The sequence below is a fragment of the Kitasatospora sp. NPDC056446 genome, assembly GCF_042796115.1.
GTDB lineage: Bacteria > Actinomycetota > Actinomycetes > Streptomycetales > Streptomycetaceae > Kitasatospora.
In genome coordinates this window covers 24,700-45,233 of sequence record NZ_JBHTRF010000033.1, presented here as the reverse complement: position 1 = coordinate 45,233, position 20,534 = coordinate 24,700, and the positions used below count along the sequence as shown (strand labels likewise).

The following is a 20,534-nucleotide window of genomic DNA, read 5'->3' as shown; positions in this document are numbered from 1 at the left end:
CAAACGCCGTCAACTGGGCATGAGGATGGTGGTCAGATCGAGGGGGCCACCCGGCCGGCGGGGGATCCGGAGGCGGGGGCCCGGATTCCAGGGCGGGGGCATGTGGTGATGGACGGTCAGTCGCGATTCCCGCGGCAGCGGACGAGTTCGGGCGACGCCTACCGGTCCGGGCCGGTCCAGGGCCGGCTCGGCGGCGCCGGGGCGACCGGCGTGGCAGGGCCCGCCGGCGTACCGGGGGCGGCCGGGGCCTCCGGGCCTGCCGGGGCCGGCGGTCCGGGCCTGCCGGGTACACCGGCCCCCGGGTGCGCGCTGCATCGGCGGCTGCACCTGACGCTCGACCCGGCCGACCTGGTCGCGGTGGGCGCGGTCCGGCGCCGGCTGCGCTCGGCGCTGAGCCACTGGGGGGCGTCGGAGCTGTCCGACACCGCCGAGCTGCTCTCCTCCGAGCTGGTCACCAACGCACTGCTGCACACCACCAAGGGCGCGGTGTTCGACGCGGTGCTCGGCTCGGACCACCGGCTGCGCATCGAGGTGCAGGACGGCACGAGCCGGCTGCCCGGGCGCCGGCGCGATCCGGAGGCCGAGTACGCGACCTCGGGGCGCGGCCTGCTGCTGGTGGAGGCGCTCGCGGACTCCTGGGGCGTGCAGCTGAGAGGGGACGGCAAGGTCACCTGGTTCGAGCTCGCCCTGCCGTAGGCCCGGGCCCGGGCCTACGGCAGGTCCGGATCGGTCGGTCCGGATCGGTCGGTTCGATCGGGCGTATCCGTTCGCGAGGCCCGTACGATTGTTCGTCATCGATTGATTCGCTGTCGAAGCAAGCCCTGAACAGAAGGCGGAACGGAAGATTTCCGGCCCGTTGGCATTGCCGCTGGGCCGAACATTGGCCAGGATGGTGGGAATGTGTGTCCACGTGCGGGAAGCAGCGGGGAGACCGAACCTCGACTGGCCACCGTCCGTCGGCACCGTCCCATCCAGCTTCACCCATCTCACCGCCAGGCGGCCCGTCCGGACGGTCGGCGCGGTCCGCCCACGGCAGCGGCAGGAGCAGCATGCCCACTGAGCCCGAGTCGCCGGGGCCGGCGCTCCCTCCCGGCGCGTCCGCCGTCGAGCCGCGAGCCGTGGAACCCAGAACCGCAGAACCGCGCACCGCAGAACCGCGCACCGCCGAGCAGCGCGTCACGGACCAGCGCACCGCCGAGCAGCCGACCGGCACCGGCCGGGCCCGGCCGCCCGCTCAGTCGACCCGGCGGACCCCGGCCGTGCGCCCGTCCCCCAGCCTCGCCGCCGCCCGTCTGGCGCCCGTGCTGTCCGGCGGACTGCCGCCCGCCTCCGCCGACACCATGCCGGACTGGCTGGAGCCGGCGATGGCCGCCAACGGCATCGGCTCCTTCGACTGGGACATCCGCCGGGACGTCCTGGAGGGCGACCCGCGGGCCTGCGCGATCATCGGCCTGGACGCCTCCGGGCAGGCCCGCTTCGACCGCACCGCCACCTCCTTCCTGGCCCTGCTGCACCCCGAGGACGCGCCGGTGGTGCGCCGCCGGGTCGAGCGCGCCGTCGCCGAGCTCGGCCAGTGCGGCGCCTACTACCGCACCGTCGGGCCCAGCGGCGCCATGCGCGCGGTGCGCTTCCGCGGCCGGGTCCTCGCGGACGCCTTCGGCCGCGCGTCCCGGATGGTGGGCTTCGTCTGGGACGCCACCGTCGAACTGCACAAGCGGGACCGGGCCGACCGGATGGCCCTCCTGCGGGAGGCGCGCTCCCGGTTCATCAAGGAGGCGGCGCGCGCCCTCTCCGAAGCCGTCACCGTCCGTGACGTGGCCCGGGTGTTCACCGAGCTGCCGCTGCCCGGGCTGCCGCCGGACGGCCTGGTGCTGGCCTCCTTCGAGGCCGGCCGGGCCCGGATCCTCGGCGCCTCCGGCTACCGCACCGACTCCCTCGCGGTCTGGGACCGCACCGTGCTGCCGGCCGGCCACCCGGCCGCCGAGGCGCTCCGGCACCGCACGCCGGTGTTCGTCTCGACCCGCGAGGACTTCCGCGAGAACTACCCCGAGGTGTGGGAGCCGACCAGCCGCACCGGCCGCAGCTCCTGGGCGTACCTGCCGCTGGTGGCCAGCGGCCGGGCGATCGGCGTCTGCGTGGTCAGCTTCGACGACGAGCGCGAGCTGGACGCCGACGAGCGCACCCTGCTGACCACCCTGGGCGGACTGGTCGCCCAGTCACTGGCCCGGGCCCGGCTGCACGACGCCGAGCACGAGCTGGCGGCCGGCCTGCAGCGGGTGATGCTGCCGCGCACCGTCCCGTCCGTCCCGGGCGTGACCACCGCCGTGCGCTACCTCGCGGCCGGCTCCGGCCTGCAGATCGGCGGCGACTGGTACGACGTGGTGCCGCTGCCCGGCGGGCACGTCGGCCTGGTGATCGGCGACGTCCAGGGCCACGACGTGCACGCCGCCGGGATCATGGGCCAGCTGCGGATCGCGCTGCGCGCCTACGCGGCCGAGGGCCACCCGCCCGCCGCCGTGATGGCCCGCGCCTCCCGCTTCCTCGCCGACCTGGACACCGACCACTTCGCGACCTGCACCTACGCCGAGGTCAACGTGGACTACGGCGTGGTCTACGCCGTCCGGGCCGGCCACCTGGACCCGGTGGTGCGCCGTGCGGACGGCACCGCCGCCGTGGTGCCGGTGGCCGGCGGGCTGCCGCTGGGCATCGACCCGGACCAGGAGTACCGGGTCACCCGGTTCAGCCTCGACCCGGGCGAGACCGTGGTGCTCTGTACCGACGGCCTGGTCGAGGCGCGCGGCATGGACCTGGACGAGGGCATCGCCCGCCTCACCAGGGCCCTCGCCCGCCCGCTGCCGTCGGCCGGGGAGTCCGCCCGCGACCCGCTGGAGGAGCTGGCCGACCGGATCGCCTCCCAGGCCGCCGACTCCAACGAGCGCGAGGACGACATAGCGCTGCTGCTCCTGCGCTGGGACGGCCCGGCGGGCGGTCTCGCCGCCCAGCAGCTGCGCCGCCGGATCGGCCAGGCCGACCTGGCGCGGGTCGCCGAGGTCCGGGCCGAGCTGCGGGACGCGCTGCGCCGCTGGGGCGTCGCCGAGTTCATCGACACCGCCGAGCTGCTCTCCTCCGAGCTGGTCACCAACGCCATCCGGCACACCGACCGGGACGCCATGTTCACCGCCCGGCTCTACCGGGAGCCGGAGGCGGACGGCGGCCGGGCCCGGCTGCGGGTCGAGGTGGAGGACGAGTCGGACCTGTGGCCGACCCGCCGGACGCCGGGGGAGCAGGCCTCCTCCGGGCGCGGGCTGATGCTGGTCGAGGCGCTGGCGGACTCCTGGGGCGTGGAGCCGCGCGGGTCCGGCAAGCGGATGTGGTTCGAGCTCAGCGGGGCGGCCGCGGCCTGAGCGTGCGGTGCTCCGGGGACGTCGCGGTCCCCGGAGCACCGGCCTGTCCGGCAGGTCGGCGGCATCAGCCGAACTGCTGCTCCAGGTCCTTCAGTTTGCGCTCCAGCGAGTCAAGCCGGGGCAGTGTGACGGTGTCCTCCTCCATGGTGAGGTCGATGGTGCGCCGCTCCGGACGGGCCGGCAGGCCGGGCTGGACGACGGTGCCCTCGGCGGGCGGCTCGACCTCCTTCGGCGCCGCGGACCCCACCTCGCGGGGCGCGGCGGACCGCTCCACCCCGGGGCGCTCGGCGGTGGCCCGTTCGCCGGCGGCCCGTTCGCCGGCGGCCCGTTCGGCCCCGGGCCCGCCGGCTATGGCCGACTCCGGGCCGGACTCCAGCTGCCGCGCGGTGCCGCCGCGGCGCCAGGAGCTGTGCGAGCGGTTGATCGCCCGGATCTCGGCCCGTTCGCGGCGCCCGGCCAGCTTGCGGCGCTCCTTGTCCAAGGCGCGCTCCCGCTTGTCGTCCCGGACCTCGTCCACCGCCTCGTCCAGGCTGCGCACGCCCTCCAGGAGCATCAGCGACCAGGCCGCGTAGGTCTCGCGCGGGGCGCGCAGCCAGCGGACGATGCGGATCTGCGGCAGCGGGCGGGGCACCAGGCCCTGCTCGCGCAGCGCGGCCCGGCGGGTCTGCTTGAGCGCCCGGTCGAACAGGATCGCCGCCGAGAGGGACATGCCGGAGAAGAACTGCGGGGACCCGGCGTGGCCGAAGCCGCGCGGGGCGTGCACCCAGTTGAACCAGGCCGAGGCACCGGCGAAGAGCCAGACCAGCAGCCGGGAGCCGAAGGCCGCGTCGCCGTGGCTGGCCTCGCGGACGGCGAGCACCGAGCAGAACATCGCGGCACCGTCGAGCCCGAACGGGACGAGGTACTCCCAGCCGCCGGACAGGCCCAGGTTCTGCACACCGAAGCCGACCAGCCCGTGGAAGGACAGCGCGGCCGCGACACCGGCACAGCAGAACAGCAGTGTGTACGAGGCGGCGCCGTAGAGGGATTCCTTGCGGCGGCGCCGTTCCTCGGAGCGCTCCCAGGAATCCGGGCCGGTGTTGGCGGATCCCCGGCTGCGGAGCAGGGCCACCAGGAGCGCGCTGACCAGCAGCCCCGCGACTCCGGTGACGGCCCACCCGAGCGGTATGTCGGACAATTTCATCGCCGGAACCAGCCTCGCTTTCTGCGTCGCTTTCCTGCGTCGTGATGGCGGGGACCATCATGGCGGATGCTCGGCGGGCGAATGACCGATTTGCTGTCAATGCGCTGGGGAGAGGGATTTCTGACTCAGCGACAAGCTGATTGTCTGACTTATTGAACGTGGATTGTTCCTGAAATTCCGGGCTTTCCGGATCTGGAATCGGACAGGTTTTCGTCAACGCCGCATGACGCGGGGGCAGCCGTTGCACATGTCCTGCCGTTCCACGGTGTAGACGAGGCAGCAACTGGCCCGGACCCGGTCCGCGGTCGGAGCGCCGCCGTCGGCGGGCGCCGGGGGCGCGAAGCCGGCGCCCGGGGTGAAGGGGGCCGGGGCGGGCGCGGGCCTCCCGACCGCGCCGGGCGCGGACGCGTCCCCGGCACGCCCTCCCGGTGCGTCGAGCGCGTCGAGCGCGTCACGCGCACCGGGCGCACCGCACGTACTGGGCGTACTGGGCGCGCCGGACGCACCCGGCGGACCGGGCGCCAGCAGTGCGGACAGCTCGGCGCGGGCCCGGTCCGCCTCCCCGAGCAGCCCGCCCGCGAAGCAGAGCCCCTCCACCACCGCGTCGGTGGCCATCGCCCACAGCACCCGGGGCCCGCGCCGCGCCTCCGGGCCGAACGCGGCCAGGACCGGGGCCAGGAACCCGCCCAGCGCGCCGCGCAGCCCGGCGGCCAGCGCCTCCTCGTCCGGTGCCGTACGGGCCTGCGGCGAGCCGGCCGCCGGATCGTCCGGCAGGCAGGCGAACCCGGTGGGACGGACGGTGAGTTCCACCGCGTCGGGCCGTCGGCGCAGGGCCACGTCCGCGGGGGTGAGCAGCGGGACGCGCCGTTCCAGGAACCACGGCAGCGTGAACAGCAGCGAGACCGGCCAGACGAAGCGGTGCAGTCCGAACCCGGCCGCGACGTCCGGGCGCAGCGGCTGCCCGTAGCGGGCGAGGCCCTGCCGGGCGTCGTGGGCGATCAGCTCGCGCACCGCTTCGGGGCGGTCGGTCAGGTCGGCGGCGGTCAGCCAGCCGCCGCCGCGCCGGGGCGGTGCGCAGCGCACGTCCAGGACGGGGGTGAGTCCGGTCAGCCGGTGGTACGAAGGGGCGCCGGGGACGGCAGCGGCCGGCGTGGGGGAGGGGGCGTGCGCCCCGGTGCTGCGGGGGGCGCACGGCGTGGGGCCGGGCCTGGTGCTGCTCGCGGTCATGGACGGCCCCATCGGGTCGACCGGGGCCGCCCATGGACCGCCCGGCGGTGCCCGGCGGCGTGGCGCGCCGGGCGCGGCCGGACCGGGGCATGGCGGTGCCCGGGGAACGGCAAGGCGACCCGGCCGGGGTACTGCTCGCCCCGGCCAGGTTAGGCTCACCTTAGCTGATTGTTCCCCGGGTCTCGCCGGCGATGCGCCCGTCCGGGGGAGGCCCCGGCGTACGAACGGCTCCCGAGGGGCGTGCCTGCCCCAACTGGCGCGCGAGCCAGACCGGCACCCCGCCCAGGGCCTGCACCAGCCGGGTCGCCTCGGCGCGCAGCCGGGCGGCCTCGGCGGGCTCGGACACCTCGGCGAGCGCCGCGAGCGCCGGAGCCACCCCCACCGTGAAGCCGAGTTGCTCACGCAGCCGCAACGAGGCGTCGAAGCCCTCCCGGGCGTTCCCCCGGTCCCCCCGGGAGAGCGCCAGGGCGGCCAGGTGGCGCCAGGTGTAGGAGCGCAGCAGTTCGTCCCCGCGTTCGCCGGCGCCGTCGTGCGCCCGGCGGTAGGCGATCCAGGCCGCGCTGCGGTCGCGCAGCAGGTTCTCGGCGACCAGTCCGCGCCGGAAGTCCAGCAGCGGGCGGCCCGGGGCGTCCGGCGGCAGCAGGGCCGAGGTCCGGCCGAGCGCGGCCTGGGCCTCGTCCAGCCGGTCCCGCGGGCCGAGCACGCTCGCCACGTACGCGAGGAAGCCTCGGGCGCAGGCCGCCGCCGCGCGCTGCTCGGTGCCCACCGCCAGGGCCTCCGCCAGCCGTAGCGCCTGCTCCGCCGGGGTCCAGTTCGCCGCGGTGAACAGGCACTGTTCGATGAGGAGTTCGGCCCGCCCGAGGGCCGCTTCCGGGTCGCGCTCGGCAGCCGGGCGCAGTAGTTCGGCGGCCTCCTGCCAGCACGCCCTGGACCTCAGCCGCCACACGGTGTCGCCCGGTTCCTCCGTCGCCGCCCGCCCCTGTCCGTCCGGGTCGTTCGGGCCCCATCCGTGCTCCGACAACGCCACCTCCTTGTGTGCGCCATCCAGCAGGGCACGGGCCTGCCCATGAGGGGCCCTGCCGCCACGCCCCGTGCACATGGCAACGGCAGGGCGAAAGGCCCGCGCTGTGGCGGCAATTCAACACGTGGGTGAGCTTGTGCACCAGATCACGAGCGGAGGTTGTTGCTTTCGCGAAGGAAATGATCTAGAGGGGCGTCCGGTCGGTCAGGAGGTCCAGCCGGTCTCCATCAGGGCCTCGGCGGCGCCGTTCGCGGGCTGCGGCACGCCCGCCAGGTCCAGGCTGAACAGGGCGACCAGCAGTTGTTCGCCGCGCACGGTGGCCTGGTGCGAGTACCCCGCGAGGGTGAACATCGCGGCGGCCATCTCCTCGGCGTGCAGGGTCTGGAGCCACAGGCACTCCACGGACTTGACGTCGGCCGGCTCGGTCCAGGTGTCGACCTGGGCGACCATCCGGCCGCCGAGCAGGGTGACCCCGTCGCGCTCCTGCGCCTCGGTCAGTTCCAGGTCGTCGAAGCCGAGCCACTCCAGGTAGCGGGCGGCGGTGAACACCGCGTCCTGTGAGGTGCGCACCGGGTGCGGGCGGAACGGGGCGCGGTGGCGGAACGGGCGGGAGCGGCCGGAGGAGGCGCCGGGCGGCGCGGGCGGGGTGGGCACCGGGGCGCCCAGCGGGTGGGTCGGGTGGGGGCGGGAGGTCTGCGGGCCGGGGGCGGCGAGCGGGGCGGCCGTGCCGGTGCCCAGGCGGGTGGCGCGGTCCACCGGCAGCCGGACGGTCGCGCCGCAGTTGCAGGTGAACTCGGGCTGCGGCCACTGGTCGGAACGGCCGCAGTGCGGGCAGCGCATGCTCAGCCAGGAGTCCTCCCAGGAGCGGAAGCGCACCTGTACCGGCACCCCGCCGCGCAGCAGCGGCACCTTGAGCGAGGCGCCGCACGGGCACGGCAGCGACGGCGGCTCGTACAGGTGCTCCCGTCGGCAGGCCGGGCAGCGGATCGCCCGGGCGCCACCGCCCGCCCCCGGCCGCGAGGGGTCGTGTCCGGTGAAGTCGTCGGGCAGTCCGGCCATCGCGGGCTCCGTCCGTGTCGGTAGGCGGGGACGAATCCCATGCTCCCCGAAATGTCCGGCGATGGGCGCGGAATGGGGCAATCCTCAGGGACGGATCAGGGACGCCTCCGCGCCGGGGCCGAGGCGTTCTCCCCCGTGGGGAGGAGGGTCAGCCGGCGGACCAGCGGGCCAGGTCGGCGGGGGTGTCCAGGTCGTCCGGGACGGCGATGTCGGCGCACTCGACGAGGGTCACGTCCGCCGCGTGGGCCGCCAGCAGGGCGCGGGCACCGGCGTCGCCGGAGGCGCCCGCGGCGGCCTCGGCGAAGTGCCGTGCGCCGATCAGCACCGGGTGCCCGCGCCGCCCGCCGTAGGCCGCCGCGGCCAGCTCGGCGCCCGCCCGGTGCGCGGCCAGCAGCCGGGCCACCGCGGCCGGGGTGACGCCCGGGGTGTCCACCAGCATCACCAGCACCGCCGGGGCGCTCGGGGGCAGCGCGGCCAGTCCGGCCCGCAGCGAGGAGCCCATGCCGTCCGCCCAGTCCGGGTTGGCCACCAGGCGGCAGCCCGGCAGGTGCGCGGTGGCCCGGACCCGCTCGCCGGCCGCGCCCAGCACCACCGTGACGTCCGCGCAGCCGCCGGCCCGGACCACCGCCACCGCGTGCTCCACCAGGGGCCGGCCGCCGTACCGGATCAGGGCCTTGGGCCGGCCGCCGAGCCGCCGTCCGCCCCCGGCGGCGAGCACCAGCGCGGCGACCGGGGCGGCCTGCGGGTCGGCGGCCGGGGCGCCGGCCGGAGTGGTGTCCGGAGCGGCTGCCGGGTCGTCGGCCGGGGGGTGTCCGGCGGGTGGCGGCGCAGTCTGCATGGGCCCAGCCTGCCCGGCCGGGGCGGGGGCGCGCATTGTGGGATTCCACAAGGCGAAGCCGCAGGTGGCGGCCGCTCCCCGGCGGTTCGGCCGCTGGCCCTGCGGGCGCCCGCCGCCTGTACTGGGGCGATGAACACCGCACCGCGCCCGCTGGTGGACCGATTCGGCCGGGTCCACTCCGATCTCCGGGTCTCGTTGACCGATCGCTGCAACCTGCGCTGCACCTACTGCATGCCGGCCGAGGGGCTGGACTGGCTGCCCCGGCCCGAGGTGCTGACGGACGACGAGGTGGTGCGGCTGGTGCGGGTCGCGGTGCGGCGGCTGGGGGTGTCCTCGGTGCGCCTGACCGGCGGGGAGCCGCTGCTGCGACGGGGGCTGACGGGGCTGGTCGGGCGCATCGCGGCGCTGGGCGCCGAGGTGTCGCTGACGACGAACGGGGTCGGCCTGGCCCGGACGGCGGTCGCCCTGCGCGAGGCCGGACTCGGGCGGGTGAACGTCAGCCTGGACACGCTGCGCCCGGAGCGGTTCGCGGCGATCACGCGCCGGGACCGGCTCGCCGACGTGCTGGCGGGCCTGGCCGCGGCCCGGGCGGCGGGGCTCGGGCCGGTGAAGGTGAACGCGGTGCCGGTGCGGGGCGTCAACGAGGACGAGATCGCGGAGCTGGCGTCCTTCGCGGTCGAGCACGGCTACCTGATGCGGTTCATCGAGTCGATGCCGCTGGACGCGCAGGGGGCCTGGGACCGGTCGGCCATGGTGACGGCCGACGAGATCCTGGCCGCGCTGGGGGAGCGCTTCGAGCTGGTGCCGGTGGGGCGGCACGGCAGCGCGCCGGCCGAGGAGTGGCGGATCGCGGGGACGGACGCGGTGGTCGGGGTGATCGCCTCGGTGACCCGGCCGTTCTGCGGGGGCTGCGACCGGGTCCGGCTGACCGCCGACGGGCAGCTGCGCAACTGCCTGTTCGCGACGGAGGAGTCGGACCTGCGGGCGCTGCTGCGCGGCGGGGCGGACGACGCGGCGGTGGAGGCGGCCTGGCGGGTGTCGGTGGCGGGCAAGGGGCCCGGACACGCCATCGGCAGCGCGGAGTTCGTCCGGCCGGACCGTCCGATGTCGGCGATCGGGGGGTAGCGCGCCAAGGCGGGGGCGGGGGCGGGGGCAGGGGCGAGACGGGGGCGCGGGGGTGGCGCCCGGTCCGAGCTGGTCCGAGCAGGCGTGAGCGGACGTGAGCCGGTGTGAGCTTCGACATGCTCGGGGGCTCCCCGTGGCGTCGGCTTGACCTGCTCTTGGGGTGGCTGGTCTGCTGGTTCGCCGTCAACCCACCCCTGACTCCTGGAGTTCCCCGTGCCCGCCCGCCGCACCACCCTGTCCGCCGCCACCGTGTTCCTGATATGCGCGCTCGCGCTGGTCGGCTGGTTGATCGGCGGCCGTGACCACAAGCCGAACTCCTCCAAGGGCGGCGGCACCGCCGCTCCCGCCGGGGGCCGGGGCACCAGCCCGCTGCAGAACCCGGACGGCACCAAGCCCGGCCTGGCGCCGCTGACCACCGCCGAGGACCAGAAGGCCGGCCGGGACCTGATAGCGAAGGTCGCCACCGCCGCCGTCGGCACCAAGGACGGCTACGACCGCAACGAGTTCGGCCCCGCCTGGACGGACAACGTCGAGGGCGTCCCGCTCGGCGGGAACAAGTGCGACACCCGTAACGACCTGCTCGCCCGGGACGGCACCGGCGTCGAGCACAAGGACGGCTCGGACTGCACGGTCACCGCGATGACCATCTGGGACCCGTACACCGGCAAGAGCGTCGAGTGGACCAAGCAGCAGGCGAGCAAGATCCAGATCGACCACGTGATGCCGCTGTCCTACGACTGGCAGATGGGCGCCAACAAGTGGGAGAAGACCAAGCGCGTCCAGATCGCCAACGACCCGCTCAACCTGATCCCCGCCGACGGCTCGCAGAACGCCTCCAAGGGCGACTCCGGCCCGGCCGCCTGGCTCCCCGCCAACACCGAGATCCGCTGCGCCTACGCGGTGCGCTTCGCCCAGGTCTCGCTGAAGTACCAGCTGCCCGTCACCGAGGCGGACAAGAAGGCCATGCTGCAGCAGTGCGGCGGCTGACGAAACGTTACCTCCGGGATGTGAGGGGCCGGTGTGGTGCGACCCCGGGTCGGGTCGGGTACGGACCGGATGGTATTCGTGGGCGGTGGCCCCGATGATCTCCAGGTTCCCCCGGTCCGTCCGGTCTCCCCGGTCCCGCCGTTCCGCACGGCTCGCCCGTTCCGTACGGCTCCCCGGGGCCGTCCGGTTCCCCCGGCGCGCCCTGCCCGCCCTCGCCGTCGCCTCCGCCCTCGCCCTGCTGAGCGGCTGCACCGGCGCGGGCGGCGCGGGCCGTACGGGCAGCCGCCCGCCGCTCGACGAACGGGTCGCCGCCACCACCGCCCCGGCCCTGCGCGCGTTCTACGACCAGCGGATCGACTGGCGGCCCTGCCCCGACCAGGACGGCGCCGACCGGGACGCCGCCGCCGTCCGGTGCGCCACCCTCACCGTGCCGCTGGACTACGCCGACCCCGGCGGCCGCACCATCGACGTCGCCCTCGCCCGGGTGCCCGCCGCCGACCCGCGCCGACGGCTCGGCGCCCTCCTGCTCAACCCCGGTGGCCCCGGCAACTCCGGTGTCGACACGGTCCGTTGGGGCTGGAAGGGCTACCCGGAGCTGCACGAACGCTACGACCTGGTCGGCTTCGACCCGCGCGGCGCCGGAGCCACCACCCCCGTCCACTGCCTGGACGACCGCACCCGCGACCAGTGGAACGCCACCGACGACCAGGCCTACGACCACGGCCGGGTCCTCGCCGACGCCTGTCGCGCCGCCCACGCCGACCTGCTCCCGCACCTCGCCACCCGCGACACCGCCCGCGACCTCGACGTCCTGCGCGGTGCCCTCGGCGAACGCAAGCTGGACTTCCTCGGCTTCTCCTACGGCACCCACCTCGGCGCGCTCTACGCCGAGGAGTTCCCCGACCGCACCGGCCGGCTCGCCCTCGACGGCGCCGTCGAGCACAGCGTCCCCCCGATGGGGCTGAACGTCGAACAGGCCGCCGCCGCCGAGACCGCCTTCCGGGCCTTCGCCACCGCCTGCGCCACCGACGACCCGGGCACCTGCCCGCTCGGCGCCGACCCGGCCGCCGCCCCGCAGCGCCTCGCCGACTTCCTCGACGGCCTGCGCTCCCGCCCGCTGCGCGCCGCCGACGGCCGCACCCTCACCGCCGCCCTCGGCTGGGACGCCGCCCGCAACGTCCTCGACGACGGCCACCGCTCCTGGCCCCGACTGGTCGACGCCCTCGCACCGGCCTTCACCCAGGGCCAGGCGGACGACCTGCTCGCCCTCGCCGACGGCTCCAACGGCCGTGCGGAGGACGGCCGTTACGCGACCGCGGCGGACGCCTACACCGCCATCTCCTGCGCCGACGCACTGGCGCAGCCCACCGAGGCGGAACTGCGCGCAGCCCTCGCCGACCTCGCCGTCCGGGCCCCGCTGACCAGCCGGCACGCCCCCGTCGTCGCCCTGCTCGACCCGGACTGCCGGTCCTGGCCGTACCGTTCGCCCGAGCGCCCGCACGCCGTCCGGGCACCCGGCAGCGCCCCGATCCTGGTGATCGGCTCCACGGGCGACCCGGTCACCCCGTACCCGTGGGCGCAGCGGCTGGCGGCCGGGCTGGAGCACGGCGTGCTGCTCACCCGCGAGGGGGACGGGCACACCGCGTACGACAAGAGCGGGTGCGTCCGGGCGGCCGTCGCCGGGTACCTGCTGGACGGGCGGATGCCGGCGGCGGGGACGGTCTGCGGGTCCGACTGAGCTGCGCGGCCGAGTGGCTCCGGCCGGGCGTACGGAAGGGGGCGTGCCGCGCGAACGCGGCACGCCCCCTTGGGAGTTGCGGTCAGGAGGTCGGGGCCGTCAGGTCGTAGAAGGTGGCCGAGCCGACCGTCTTGGCGGTGAAGTGCGCCACCACCCACGCCTCGATCTGGGCGCTCTCCGACTGCTGCTGCCCGTCGCCGCCCGACGTGCCGCCCGCGCCGCCGAAGCCGCCCCGGGAGCCGCCGGCCACGAACCAGTGCACCTTGCCCTCCTGGACGTACTTCTGGAAGCCCGCCACGCTCAGCGAGGGGTCGGTGCCGTTGAAGCCGCCGAGGGACATCACCGGCTCACCGGTGGCGAGCTGGTAGCTGGCGGCGTTCTGCGAGCCGACCGTGGCGGCCGCCCAGGTGTAGTGGCCGGCGTTCTCCTTGAGCAGGGACGCGGCCTCCTCGCTCACCTTGGTGCCGCCGAGCAGGCCGCCCATGCCGCCGCCGCCCATGCCGCCGGGGAAGCCGCCGGTGCCGGTGCCGCCGGTGCCGTCGTTGCCGGTCGCGCCGGGGAGGTTGCCCGTGCCGTCGGCACCGCGCTCGTGGCGGCCGTTCGCGCGGTCCGAGCCGCTGCCGGACCCGGCGCCGTTGCCGCCCTGGAAGCCGCCGGGGAAACCGCCCTGGCCGCCCGGGAAGCCGCCGCCGTTCTGCCCGCGCGGGGCCTGGCCGCCCGGGAAGCCCGGCGCCCCCTTGCGCCCGACGCTGCCCGGCCCGAACGCGCCCTTCACATCCGGTCCGGCGGTCACGATCGAGCCGCCGTGCGTCTTGTTGACGGTGTCCACCGCGTACGCGGCCGGGCCGCCGAGCGCCGCCGCCAGGCCCACCAGGCCCGCGACCGAGGCGATCCGCGCACCGGTGCGGCCGGAGGTCCGCCCGGCGACCTGCCCGCCGACCAGCGCCGCCGCCGCGACCAGCCCGCCGACCAGCACCGCCCAGCGCAGCCACGGCAGGAACTCCGAGCTGCGGCCGAGCAGCACGAACGCCCACACCGCCGTCACCGCGAGCGTGCCCGCCAGCACCAGCGCCCACGGCAGCCGGTGCCGGGCCCGCCACAGTCCGTCCACACCCATGCCGACCAGCGCCGCGACCGCCGGGGCCAGGGCCACCGTGTAGTACTGGTGGAAGATCCCGGACATGAAGCTGAAGATCAGGGCGGTGGAGACCAGCCAGCCGCCCCAGACCAGGAACGCCGCCCGGGCGCTGTCCGTCCGGGCGTAGCGGCGGGTCGCCCAGAGGCCGACCAGCAGCAGGATCAGCGCGGCCGGCAGCAGCCAGGCGATCTGCCCGCCGATGTCGGTGCCGAACATCCGGGTGATCCCGGTCGAGCCCCAGCCGCGCCCGCCGTTGTGCATCGGGCCGCCCGCCAGGTCCGCCCCGGCCGGGAGCCGGCTGCCGCCGCCGACGCTGCCGCGCTCGTTGCCGTCCACCCGGCCGAGGCCGTTGTAGCCGAAGGTGAGCGAGAGGAAGCTGTTGTCCTGCGAGCCGCCGACGTACGGGCGGGCCGAGGCGGGCAGCAGCTCGACGACGGCGACCCACCAGCCGCCCGAGACCGCCATCGCCGCCCCCGCGAGCAGGGTCTGCCGCACCCGCCGCCAGAAGCCGGTGGGCGCCACGACCAGGTAGATCACCGCGAAGGCGGGCAGGATCAGGAAGGCCGCCAGGGTCTTGGTGAGGAAGGCGAAACCGAACATGACCCCGGTGAACAGCAGCCACCGGGTGCCCGCCGCCTCGATCGCGCGCACCATGCCGTACGCGGCCAGCGTCAGCAGCAGCACCAGCAGCGCGTCGGGGTTGTTGAAGCGGAACATCAGCGCCGCCACCGGGGTGAGCGCCAGCGCGGCACCCGCCAGCAGCCCGCCGAGCGGGGAGAAGCGGCGGCGCACCGTCGCGTACAGCACGCCGACGGTGGCCGCGCCCATCAGCGCCTGCGGGGCCAGCACCGACCAGGGGGAGAGGCCGAAGACCCGCGCCGACAGCGCCATCGGCCAGAGCGAGGCCGGCGGCTTGTCGACGGTGATGAAGTTCCCGGCGTCGGACGAGCCGAAGAAGAAGGCCTTCCAGCTCTGGCTGCCGGCCTGGACCGCCGCCGAGTAGAAGGAGTTCGCCCAGCCGGAGGCGCTCAGGCCCCACAGGTAGAGGACGGCCGTCGCGGCCAGCAGCGCCAGCAGGGCCGGGCGCACCCAGCGCGGGTCGTCCGCGCGCCCGCGCCAGGCGCGGGCCGGCAGGGTGCGCAGCCGCCCGGACCAGGTGGCGGGGCCCTTGGGGCCGACGGGCGGCAGGGCCTGCCCGGGGAAGAGCGGCGCCGGCTCCGTCCGGGCGGGGTCCGGCTGCGGCGCCTCCGGCGGCGGGAAGTTCGCGGCCTCGGGCCACGGGTCGCCGGCCGGAGGGGTGTAGCTGCTCGTGGTCATGCGCCATACGGTGCGTGGCGAGGCTGAGAGAACCGTGAGACGGGGCTGTGAGGCGCGTGTGATCTGCCGGATCCGCCGGGTTTCAGGCGGATGGCGGTACGGCCGCCCGGCCGGCGGTACGGCTCACCCGGGCGGCCGTACGGCGGCGGTGCGTGGTGCCGGCGGTACGGCTGCGGCGTGCGGCGACGGCGCTACGGCTCCGACTCTCAGGCGGCCGGCGGCATGGTGATGTGCTTGCCCAGCCACTCCAGGGCCGGGGGGATCTCGCGGGTCCACGTGTGGAAGTTGTGGCCGGCGGTGTCCAGGGTGATGGTCGACATCTTGGTGGGGGCCTTGAACGAGGCGACCATGGCCTTGGTCTCGTCGTAGTTGTTCTCGTCGTACGCGGTGGTCAGCAGCAGCGAGACCGGGGCGGCCGGCTGGTTCTTCAGCCGCCACAGCAGGTCGTTCTCCTGCTTCAGCTGGGCGCTGCCGCCGAAGAGGTCGCCGGTGGTCTCGTCGTGGGCGGCGCTGTAGTAGCCGGAGAGGGCGACCGCCGCCGGGTAGGAGTCGGGCTTGCGCAGCGCGAACTTGAGCGCGCAGTAGCCGCCGGTGGAGTTGCCGATCACGGCCCGGTTGGCCGGGTCGGTGCCGATCCGGTAGGTGGTGGCGAGGGCCTTGGGCAGGTCGCTGGTGAAGAAGGTCTCCACCTGCGGGCCGTTCGGCACGTCCACGCACTCGGTGTCCCGGTTGCCGGCGAGGGTGGGGCGGGCCATCACCAGGATGGTCGGCGGCAGCTTCTTCTGCTCGATCGCGGCGAGCGTGGACGCCGGGTACTGCATCAGCGAGATGAGCTTCTCCGGGGTGCCCGGGTACCCGGTGAGCACCAGGGCCATCGGGAAGCGCTGCTTGGTGTAGTCCGGCTGGAAGTACTGCGGCGGCAGGTAGACGTACGCCTCGGTGCTCAGACCGCTGCCCGCCCCTTTCACGGCGACCTGCTGGATCATGCCGGAACGCTCGGGGTCGGAGCCCTGGGCGGAGTAGAACTTCTGCTCGCCGGTGACGGCCACCCCGGAGGCGTTCGGGGTGTGGTCGACCACGGTGCCGAGCTTGCCGCTGGTGCCGAGGAGGTCGGTCCAGGAGCTGTAGAAGCCGAAGTAGCTGTTGGCGATGAGGCCCATCGCGACCAGTACCGAGAGCTGGGCGGCCAGGAAGGCGCCGAGCCGGCCCAGCCAGGACTTCCAGCCCTTGCCGCCGAACCTCGGCCAGAGCCACATGGTGGCGGCGAAGACGGCGATCGCGATGACCGAGGCGATGATCTGGAGGGGGAGTCCGGTGAGGCTGAGCACGAGCCCGATCGTAGTTGACCGTGACCGGGGGGCCTGGACGGGCCCTGTGGGGCGATTGTCCGGAACCGGTCGACCGGGGTCGTTCGTACCCGGCGGCGGGGTGTCCCGGGGCGGGTGGACGGACATGCCGGAGGTCCCCGGGGCAGGAGCCGCGGAGCCGTCGGGGCCGGGGGCCGGGCCGGCGCCTACGGCGGTACGGGCTCCGAAGCCGTAGCGCTTAACGGGCATACCGGGACGGGTTGTCGCGGCCGGTGGCACAACAGGCGGCGGGGAGTGGCGAGTTCGGCCGGAACGGTTGACCGTTTGAAGTGACCATGGCACTTTCGTGCGGCGCGGGCGTCGGCGACCAGTCGTACACCCCGCGATCCCCCACAAGGAGAGCCATGTTCAAACGACTTGTCGCGATGGTCGGCACGGGTGCCGTCGTCGCGGGCGGGCTGGCCTTCGCCGCCGCCCCCGCGCACGCCGTCCAGGCCGCCGACCTGACGGCCACCATCGCCCTGAGCAACTGCTCGGCCTCGCTGGTCCGTTACCCCGTCTCGGCGGCCGGCGACCGGGCGCTGATGCTCACCAACGGGCACTGCCTGCCCAGCATGCCCCCGTACGGCCAGGTCATCCAGAACGTCAGCGCCAGCCGCAGCGGCACCCTGCTCGACGGCGCGGGCAACAGCCTCGGCACCGTCCAGGCCGACAAGCTGCTCTACGGGACGATGACCGGCACCGATGTCGCGCTCTACCAGCTCACCGACACCTACGGCTCGATCAGCTCCAAGTACGGCATCAGCGCGCTGACGATCAACGACACGCACCCGGTCGACGGCGCCGCGATGTACATACCCTCGTCGTACTGGAAGCAGGTCTGGAACTGCTCCGTCAACGGGTTCGTGCCCACCCTCCGCGAGGACGAGTGGAGCTGGCAGGACTCGCTGCGCTACAGCGCCGGCTGCAACACCACGCACGGCACCTCCGGCTCGCCGATCGTCGACGCCGCCAGCGGGCGGATCGTCGGCATCAACAACACCGGCAACGACGACGGCGCGATGTGCACCCTGAACAACCCGTGCGAGGTCGCCGCGGACGGCACCACCAAGGCCGTCAAGGGCCAGAGCTACGGCGAGGAGACCTACTGGTTCACCACCTGCCTGAACTCCAGCCGGGCCATCGACCTCACCGTGCCCGGCTGCCTGCTCACCAAGCCGGCCGGCAGCGGCACCGTCTCGGTGACCAGCCCCGGTGACCAGTCCACGGCGGTCGGCGGCGCGGCGAACGTCCGGATCAGCGCCTCGGGCGGGACCGCTCCGCTGTCCTACGCGGCCACCGGCCTGCCCGCCGGGCTGGCCATCGGCGCCTCCACCGGCGCGATCACCGGCACCGCCACCACCGCGGGCAGCTACCCGGTCACCGTCACGGTGACGGACGCGGCGGGCAAGACCGGCTCGACCGGCTTCACCTGGACCGTGACCGGCGGTGGCGGCGGCACCTGCACCCCGGCCCAGCTCCTGGGCAACCCCGGCTTCGAGACCGGCTCGGCCGCGCCGTGGACCACGAGCTCCGGCGTGGTCGACAACAGCTCCGGCCAGGCCGCGCACGGCGGCTCCTGGAAGGCCTGGCTGAACGGCTACGGCAGCACCCACACCGACACGCTCGCCCAGACGGTGAGCATCCCGGCGGGCTGCAAGGCGACGCTGAGCTTCTGGCTGCACATCGACACCGCCGAGACCGGCACCACCGCCTACGACAAGCTGGCCGTGTCGGTGAACGGCACCACGCTGAAGACCTACTCCAACGTGGACGCCGCGGCCGGCTACCAGCAGCGCACCTTCGACCTCTCGGCCTACGCGGGCCAGAGCGTCACCCTGAAGTTCACCGGGACCGAGGACTCCTCGCTCCAGACGAGCTTCGTGATCGACGACACCGCGATCCAGACCGGCTGATCCCGGACCTGCTGACCCGGCACTGACGGACGGGCCCGGCGGCTTCGGCCGCCGGGCCTTCCGGGAGCCTCGGGGGCGGCGCCTATGCTGCCGGGATGATCGACCCGATAGAGCTGGTGATATTCGACTGTGACGGCGTCCTGGTGGACAGCGAGGTGATCGCCGTGCGGGTGGTCGGGCAGTTGGCGGCCGGGCTCGGCTGGGCGCTGACCGAGGCCGAGGTGGTCGAGAAGTTCGTCGGGCGGTCCGAGGCGGCCAATCATGTGATGGTGGCGGAGCGGTTCGGGGAGGAGGCCGCGACGCTGTTCGACAAGCGGTTCCGTGAGTTGCACGCCGAGGCCGTGGACGCCGGGCTGAGGCCGGTGGACGGGCTGCCGGAGGCGTTGGACGCCCTGGAGGCGCTCGGGCTGCCGATGTGCGTGGCGTCCAGCGGGACGCACGAGAAGATGCGGCACACGCTGGGCCGGACCGGGTTGTACGGGCGGTTCGCCGGGCGGATCTTCAGTGCCACCGAGGTCGGGCGCGGCAAGCCCGCGCCCGATCTGTTCCTGCACGCCGCGCGGAGCATGGGTGTCGACCCGGCCGCCTGTGTGGTGGTCGAGGACAGCGGCCCCGGCGTGACGGCGGCCCGCGCGGCCGGGATGCGGGCGCTCGGCTACGCGGGCGGTGTCACGGCGGCGGAGCGGCTGGCCGGTCCGGGCACGGTGGTGTTCGCGTCCATGCGCGAGCTGCCCGGGCTGATCGCCGCCGGCGCGGTCGGGTCGGACTGACGCCCGCCGCCGGGGGCGGGCCCGAATTCGCTTGCCCGGTCCGGCCGTTTCGGGCAGGGTCGGACGCCGTGTCCTCCTCCCGCAAGATGCACGCCGACGAGATCGACATCGACGACGCCCTGGTCCGCCGGATGGTGGCCGAGCGGTTCCCGCAGTGGGCGGGCCTGCCGGTCGAGGAGGTCGCCACGGCCGGGACCAGCAACGCGATGTACCGGCTGGGCGCGGACCTGGTGGTGCGCATCCCCCGGATCCCGGGCGCGGCCGAGGACATCGGGAAGGAGTGCGCCTGGCTGGGGCGCCTGGCGCCGGAGCTGCCGGTCGCGGTGCCCGTGCCGCTGGCCCTGGGCGGGCCGGTGGACGGCTGTCCGTGGCCCTGGTCGGTGCTGCGCTGGCTCGACGGGGTGAACCCGGCGGCCGGGCGGCCGGCCGAACCGGCGCTGCTGGCAGCCGGGTTGGCGGACTTCGTGAACGCCATGCGGCGGATCGACCCGGCCGGTGGCCCGGCCTCCTACCGCGGTGAGCCGCTGGCGGAGCGGGACGGTGCGGTCCGGGCGGCGATCGCGGCACTGGCCGGCGCCGTCGACGCCCGGGCCGCGGCCTCCGTCTGGGAGCGGGCGCTGCGGGCTCCCGGCCACCCGGGCCCGCCGGTCTGGATCCACGCCGACCTCCAGCCCGGCAACCTGCTGGTGGACGGGCGGGGCCGGCTGAGCGCCGTCATCGACTTCGGCTGCGCGGGCCTCGGCGACCCGGCCGTGGACCTGATCCCCGCCTGGTACGTGCTCCCCGCGCCGGTCCGCGCGGCCTTCCGGGCGGCGGTGGGCGCCGACGACGCGGCCTGGGCCCGGGGCCGGGGCTGGGCGCTGTCCGTCGCCCTGCTGGAGCTGGCCTACTACCGCGAGACCAGTCCTCGGATGACGGGCATCGCCCGCCATGTGATCGCCGAGGTCCTGGCCGGTCACTCCTCCCCGGCGGGCAGCCGCCACGCGTAGGGGAACAGCTCCCGCTCCCAGCCGGGTGCGGCGGCGAGCGCGGCGGCGGCCTCGGGGGTGCGCAGGAGGCAGCGGTGGGCCGGTCCTCGCAGGTTTTGCCAAACGGTCGACCAACTCGCGGCCCGGTCCGGATAGCGTCCGGGGCATGGACGTGATCGACGTGAACGAGCGTGCGGCCGGCTTGCCCGATGCCTGGCGTTCGCAGGTGCTGGGGCTGGTCGGGACGGCCGCGGTGAAGGTGCTGCGGATGGACGGGCGGGAGCTGGAGCCGGAGGTGCACGGTACGGCGGAGGTGCTGTTCGTCGTCGAGGGGTGCCTCGAACTCCTGCTGGACGGTGAGGAGTCGACGGTGCGGGCCGGCGGGTTGTGCCGGGTGCCGGCGGGCGCGTGGCACGCAGTGCGGGCGGGCAGCCGGGGGACGCTGCTGATCGTGGAGGTGCCGGAGTCCTGAGGCCCGCCGCCCGCGGTGGGGCCCC

15 protein-coding genes and 2 pseudogenes are annotated in these 20,534 nt (G+C 75.1%); 10 read left to right on the top strand and 7 right to left on the bottom strand.

What is annotated here, in order from left to right; all coding sequences use genetic code 11:
* Positions 1-108 precede the first annotated feature (108 nt).
* Both ACFQ6N_RS21505 and ACFQ6N_RS21500 read left to right on the top strand, forming a co-directional pair.
* On the top strand, positions 109-696 hold the full coding sequence (locus tag ACFQ6N_RS21505) for an ATP-binding protein (RefSeq protein ID WP_380651182.1): 588 nt from the start codon (positions 109-111) through the stop codon (positions 694-696).
* Between the two features lie 353 nt (positions 697-1,049).
* Positions 1,050-3,404 carry a SpoIIE family protein phosphatase gene (locus tag ACFQ6N_RS21500; protein ID WP_380651180.1) on the top strand — a complete coding sequence of 785 codons (2,355 nt, stop codon included), beginning with the start codon at positions 1,050-1,052 and terminating at the stop codon, positions 3,402-3,404.
* Between the two features lie 64 nt (positions 3,405-3,468).
* Here the strand turns inward: ACFQ6N_RS21500 and ACFQ6N_RS21495 are convergent, their stop codons facing one another.
* From ACFQ6N_RS21495 to ACFQ6N_RS21475, 5 genes are all read right to left on the bottom strand, one after another.
* Complete coding sequence (locus ACFQ6N_RS21495) at positions 3,469-4,587, bottom strand: DUF2637 domain-containing protein (protein WP_380651177.1); 1,119 nt, start codon at positions 4,585-4,587, stop codon at positions 3,469-3,471.
* 213 nt (positions 4,588-4,800) lie between these two features.
* Positions 4,801-5,814, bottom strand: a complete 1,014-nt coding sequence (locus ACFQ6N_RS21490; protein WP_380651173.1) for a (2Fe-2S)-binding protein — start codon at positions 5,812-5,814, stop codon at positions 4,801-4,803.
* Positions 5,815-5,974: 160 nt separating this feature from the next.
* Positions 5,975-6,835: a hypothetical protein gene (locus ACFQ6N_RS21485; RefSeq protein WP_380651169.1), complete on the bottom strand. Its 861-nt coding sequence runs from the start codon at positions 6,833-6,835 to the stop codon at positions 5,975-5,977.
* A gap of 204 nt (positions 6,836-7,039) precedes the next feature.
* Complete coding sequence (locus tag ACFQ6N_RS21480) at positions 7,040-7,894, bottom strand: hypothetical protein (RefSeq protein ID WP_380651166.1); 855 nt, start codon at positions 7,892-7,894, stop codon at positions 7,040-7,042.
* A gap of 148 nt (positions 7,895-8,042) precedes the next feature.
* Entirely contained in the window at positions 8,043-8,615 is a 573-nt protein-coding gene (locus ACFQ6N_RS21475) for an NTP transferase domain-containing protein (RefSeq protein ID WP_380651279.1), read from the bottom strand.
* Between the two features lie 246 nt (positions 8,616-8,861).
* Between ACFQ6N_RS21475 and moaA the strand changes: the two genes are divergently transcribed.
* The 3 genes from moaA (at position 8,862) to ACFQ6N_RS21460 (ending at position 12,582) form a co-directional block, all read left to right on the top strand.
* On the top strand, positions 8,862-9,857 hold the full coding sequence (moaA, locus tag ACFQ6N_RS21470; protein ID WP_380651162.1) for a GTP 3',8-cyclase MoaA: 996 nt from the start codon (positions 8,862-8,864) through the stop codon (positions 9,855-9,857).
* A gap of 213 nt (positions 9,858-10,070) precedes the next feature.
* A complete protein-coding gene (locus ACFQ6N_RS21465; protein WP_380651159.1) occupies positions 10,071-10,844 on the top strand; it encodes an HNH endonuclease family protein in 774 nt (257 codons plus the stop codon).
* Positions 10,845-10,938: 94 nt separating this feature from the next.
* On the top strand, positions 10,939-12,582 hold the full coding sequence (locus ACFQ6N_RS21460) for an alpha/beta hydrolase (protein ID WP_380651156.1): 1,644 nt from the start codon (positions 10,939-10,941) through the stop codon (positions 12,580-12,582).
* An 82-nt stretch (positions 12,583-12,664) separates the two neighbouring features.
* Here ACFQ6N_RS21460 and ACFQ6N_RS21455 read toward each other — a convergent pair whose 3' ends face one another.
* Positions 12,665-15,037, bottom strand: a complete 2,373-nt coding sequence (locus ACFQ6N_RS21455; RefSeq protein ID WP_380651153.1) for a glycosyltransferase family 39 protein — start codon at positions 15,035-15,037, stop codon at positions 12,665-12,667.
* Positions 15,038-15,243: 206 nt separating this feature from the next.
* Positions 15,244-16,365 (bottom strand): alpha/beta hydrolase, encoded by a 1,122-nt coding sequence (locus ACFQ6N_RS21450; RefSeq protein ID WP_380651150.1) that lies wholly within the window; start codon positions 16,363-16,365, stop codon positions 15,244-15,246.
* 314 nt (positions 16,366-16,679) lie between these two features.
* Here ACFQ6N_RS21450 and ACFQ6N_RS21445 point away from each other — a divergent pair.
* From ACFQ6N_RS21445 to ACFQ6N_RS21425, 5 genes and pseudogenes are all read left to right on the top strand, one after another.
* Positions 16,680-17,366, top strand: a pseudogene (locus tag ACFQ6N_RS21445) (trypsin-like peptidase domain-containing protein); the annotation flags it as partial.
* A 204-nt stretch (positions 17,367-17,570) separates the two neighbouring features.
* Positions 17,571-18,299: pseudogene (locus tag ACFQ6N_RS21440) on the top strand (putative Ig domain-containing protein); the annotation flags it as partial.
* Between the two features lie 95 nt (positions 18,300-18,394).
* Positions 18,395-19,069: an HAD family hydrolase gene (locus ACFQ6N_RS21435; RefSeq protein ID WP_380651146.1), complete on the top strand. Its 675-nt coding sequence runs from the start codon at positions 18,395-18,397 to the stop codon at positions 19,067-19,069.
* Positions 19,070-19,155: 86 nt separating this feature from the next.
* Complete coding sequence (locus tag ACFQ6N_RS21430; protein ID WP_380651276.1) at positions 19,156-20,058, top strand: aminoglycoside phosphotransferase family protein; 903 nt, start codon at positions 19,156-19,158, stop codon at positions 20,056-20,058.
* Between the two features lie 145 nt (positions 20,059-20,203).
* Positions 20,204-20,509, top strand: a complete 306-nt coding sequence (locus tag ACFQ6N_RS21425) for a cupin domain-containing protein (RefSeq protein ID WP_380651143.1) — start codon at positions 20,204-20,206, stop codon at positions 20,507-20,509.
* The last annotated feature ends 25 nt before the right edge of the window (positions 20,510-20,534 follow it).

Excerpts from the sequence above, each read along its gene's own strand:
- ACFQ6N_RS21505 (WP_380651182.1), top strand. The coding sequence starts at position 109 with ATGGACGGTCAGTCGCGATTCCCGCGGCAGCGGACGAGTTCGGGCGAC.
- ACFQ6N_RS21500 (WP_380651180.1), top strand. The coding sequence starts at position 1,050 with ATGCCCACTGAGCCCGAGTCGCCGGGGCCGGCGCTCCCTCCCGGCGCG.
- ACFQ6N_RS21495 (WP_380651177.1), bottom strand. The coding sequence starts at position 4,587 with ATGAAATTGTCCGACATACCGCTCGGGTGGGCCGTCACCGGAGTCGCG.
- ACFQ6N_RS21490 (WP_380651173.1), bottom strand. The coding sequence starts at position 5,814 with ATGACCGCGAGCAGCACCAGGCCCGGCCCCACGCCGTGCGCCCCCCGC.
- ACFQ6N_RS21480 (WP_380651166.1), bottom strand. The coding sequence starts at position 7,894 with ATGGCCGGACTGCCCGACGACTTCACCGGACACGACCCCTCGCGGCCG.
- moaA (WP_380651162.1), top strand. The coding sequence starts at position 8,862 with ATGAACACCGCACCGCGCCCGCTGGTGGACCGATTCGGCCGGGTCCAC.
- ACFQ6N_RS21460 (WP_380651156.1), top strand. The coding sequence starts at position 10,939 with ATGATCTCCAGGTTCCCCCGGTCCGTCCGGTCTCCCCGGTCCCGCCGT.
- ACFQ6N_RS21455 (WP_380651153.1), bottom strand. The coding sequence starts at position 15,037 with ATGACCACGAGCAGCTACACCCCTCCGGCCGGCGACCCGTGGCCCGAG.
- ACFQ6N_RS21435 (WP_380651146.1), top strand. The coding sequence starts at position 18,395 with ATGATCGACCCGATAGAGCTGGTGATATTCGACTGTGACGGCGTCCTG.
- ACFQ6N_RS21430 (WP_380651276.1), top strand. The coding sequence starts at position 19,156 with ATGCACGCCGACGAGATCGACATCGACGACGCCCTGGTCCGCCGGATG.
- ACFQ6N_RS21425 (WP_380651143.1), top strand. The coding sequence starts at position 20,204 with ATGGACGTGATCGACGTGAACGAGCGTGCGGCCGGCTTGCCCGATGCC.